Origin of the sequence: Streptomyces laculatispora, assembly GCF_017353455.1 — a bacterium.
Lineage (GTDB): Bacteria > Actinomycetota > Actinomycetes > Streptomycetales > Streptomycetaceae > Streptomyces > Streptomyces laculatispora.
In genome coordinates this window covers 1-2,559 of sequence record NZ_JAFMPZ010000350.1, presented here as the reverse complement: position 1 = coordinate 2,559, position 2,559 = coordinate 1, and the positions used below count along the sequence as shown (strand labels likewise).

Here is a 2,559-nt window from a genome sequence, read left to right as displayed (position 1 = left end):
CGTCGGCGACCGACGGGAGTTCCAGCGGGTCGCCGCCGCGGCCGATCAGGGCGACCCTGCGCAGCACGGCGACGAGGTGGTCGCAGAGCCGTCGCACGGTGTGGTCGGGGCAGGGCGTCGGGCCGTCCAGCCGCTCCGGGGGAAGGGTGGTCAGGGTCGCTCCGGCCAGGGCGACGGCCTTCCACAGGGCGGTGCGGGGATCGGCGGGGGCGGTGCCGGAGTGGCGATGGGCGGTGTGGTGCGTGGTGTTGTCGGTCATGGCCTCATCCTGGAAGCGAAACTGGCCACCTTCTGGCCAGTTTCCGGAAGAGAATGACCGGCATGAGAGCTGATCGTCTGGTGGCGCTGCTGCTGTTCCTCCAGTCGCGTGGACGGGTGACCGTCGCCGAGGTCGCGGCCGAACTCGACGTGGCCGAACGTACGGCCCGCCGCGATCTGGAGGCGCTGGCCACCGCCGGGATCCCCGTCTACTCGCAGCGCGGGCGGGGCGGCGGCTGGTCGCTCGTCGGCGGAGCCCGTACCGACCTCACCGGGCTGACCGCCGACGAGAGCCGGGCACTGTTCCTGCTGGCCGGGCCGTCCTCGGCCACGCCCGAACTGCGTACGGCCCTGCGCAAGTTGGTACGGGCCCTGCCGGTGACCCTGCGTCCGGACGCCGAGGCGGCGGCACGCGCCGGAGTCACCGATGCCACCGACTGGTCGCGGACCGCGGTCACGGCCGACGCACCCCGGCTCGACGCGCTCCAGCGGGCGGTGATCGACGGGGTGCAGGTCCGGCTCGGATACGCGGGCCCCGGCAGGCCGGCCGGTGAGCGGACGGTGCATCCGCTCGGGCTCGCGTCCAAGGCGGGTTCCGCGTATCTCGTCGCCGGTACCGAACGCGGTCTGCGGACCTTCCGGCTCAGCCGCGTCACGTCCGTCGAGGCGACCGGTGAACCCGTCGTGCGGCCCGACGGTTTCGATCTCGCCACGGCCTGGCGTTCCCTCGCCGCGGCGGTGGAGGACCGCATGCACGCGGTGACGGCGCGGGCCCTGGCCGACCCAGCGGCCGAGGTGATCCTGCGACGGCTGTTCGGCGGCCGGCTGCGGATCGGTGCGGGGGCCGCGGACGGGCGGCTGGAGATCGAGGTGGACGGCCCGTCACCCGAGGTGCTGGCCTCCCAACTGGCCGGGCTGGGCGCACAGATCGAGGTCCTCGGCCCGCCGCGCACGAGGGCCCGGCTCGCGGAGCTGGCGGCCGAACTCGCCTCCGTGTACGGAGTCCCGGACGCGGAGTGGACGGCGGGCGCGATCTCGGAGCCGGAGCCGGCCGGCTGAGTCCGGCCTCGGGTCCGGCGCCGGCCTAAGGGCTGCCCCGCAGGTACGCCAGTACCGCCAGCACCCGGCGGTTCGTGGTGTCGTCCAGCGACAGGTCGAGCTTGCCCAGGATGCTGCCGAAGTGCTTGCTGACCGTGCCCTCACTGACCGTCATCGCCGCGGCGATGGAGGCGTTGGACTTGCCCTCCGCCATCAGGGCCAGCACCTCCTGCTCGCGGGCCGTCAGTCGCGCCATGGGGTCCCTGCGGTGCCGGATCAGCTGGCGGACCACCTCCGGGTCCACCACCGTGTCCCCCGCGCCGACCCGGTGCAGGGCGTCGATGAACTCCTCGACGTGGCCGATCCGTTCCTTGAGCAGATAGCCGACACCCCTGCCGTCCGCGGAGTCGAGCAGATCCTCGGCATAGGTGCGCTGGACGTACTGGCTGAGCACGAGGACGGGCAGGTCCGGCTGCCGGGTGCGCAGCTCGATCGCGGCGCGCAGCCCTTCGTCGGAGAAGCCGGGGGGCATCCGGACATCGGTCACGACGATGTCCGGGCGGTGCTCGGTGACGGCCGCGATCAGCTCGCCGGCCGTTCCGGCGCCCGCCACCACCTGGTGGCCGAACCGCTCCAGCAGGCCCGCCAGTCCCTCCCGCAGGAGCACGCTGTCCTCGGCCAGTACGATCCGCACGATCAGGTCCTTTTGTTCGCGGGCGGGGCGGGGACCTCCAGGCGGAACACCGTGGGCCCGCCGGGGGGACTGGACAGTAGCAGGTGGCCGCCGAGCACCGAGAGACGATCGGCCACCCCCTCAAGTCCCGTTCCGCCGCTGGTCACGGCCCCGCCCATCCCGTCGTCCGAGACCTCCACCACGAGCCGGCCCCGCTCCGTCCGGCCGGTCACCCGGGCCCGGCTCGCCCCGCTGTGCTTGGACACGTTGGCCAGCGCCTCGCAGACCGCGAAGTAGGCCCCGGTCTCGACGGCTTCGAGCAGCCGCTCCGGCAGATCGAGTTCCACGTCCACCGGGACCACCGAGCGGTCCGCGACATCCTCCACGGCGGCCCGCAGCCCCCGGTCGGTGAGGACCTGGGGGTGGATGCCCCGGATCAGCTCCCTGATCTCCACCAGGGCGACCCCGGCCTCCTCATGGGCCTTGGCGAGGAGTCCGGCCAGCGGCTGCGCGGGGCTCTCCAGCCGGGCCAGGCCGAGCGTCATGGAGAGGGCGACGAGCCGTTGCTGCGCACCGTCGTGCAGATCGCG

The 2,559-nt window shown here is 73.5% G+C and carries 4 protein-coding genes; 1 reads left to right on the top strand and 3 read right to left on the bottom strand.

The window, feature by feature from the left end:
• Nucleotides 1-259 (bottom strand): maleylpyruvate isomerase N-terminal domain-containing protein (locus tag J1C73_RS18670; protein ID WP_207317406.1); only part of this gene is annotated, 259 nt, incomplete at its 3' end.
• Nucleotides 260-321: 62 nt separating this feature from the next.
• On the opposite strand from J1C73_RS18670, the gene J1C73_RS18665 reads away from it, so the two are divergent.
• A complete protein-coding gene (locus J1C73_RS18665) occupies nucleotides 322-1,317 on the top strand; it encodes a helix-turn-helix transcriptional regulator (protein ID WP_207317405.1) in 996 nt (331 codons plus the stop codon).
• Between the two features lie 25 nt (nucleotides 1,318-1,342).
• On the opposite strand, the gene J1C73_RS18660 is transcribed toward J1C73_RS18665, so the two are convergent.
• The gene (locus J1C73_RS18660) at nucleotides 1,343-1,993 is read right to left on the bottom strand and encodes a response regulator transcription factor (protein ID WP_207317407.1); all 651 of its coding nucleotides are present in this window, start codon (nucleotides 1,991-1,993) and stop codon (nucleotides 1,343-1,345) included.
• Nucleotides 1,993-2,559 (bottom strand): sensor histidine kinase (locus tag J1C73_RS18655; RefSeq protein ID WP_242644366.1); only part of this gene is annotated, 567 nt, incomplete at its 5' end. The genes J1C73_RS18655 and J1C73_RS18660, both read right to left, overlap by 1 nt.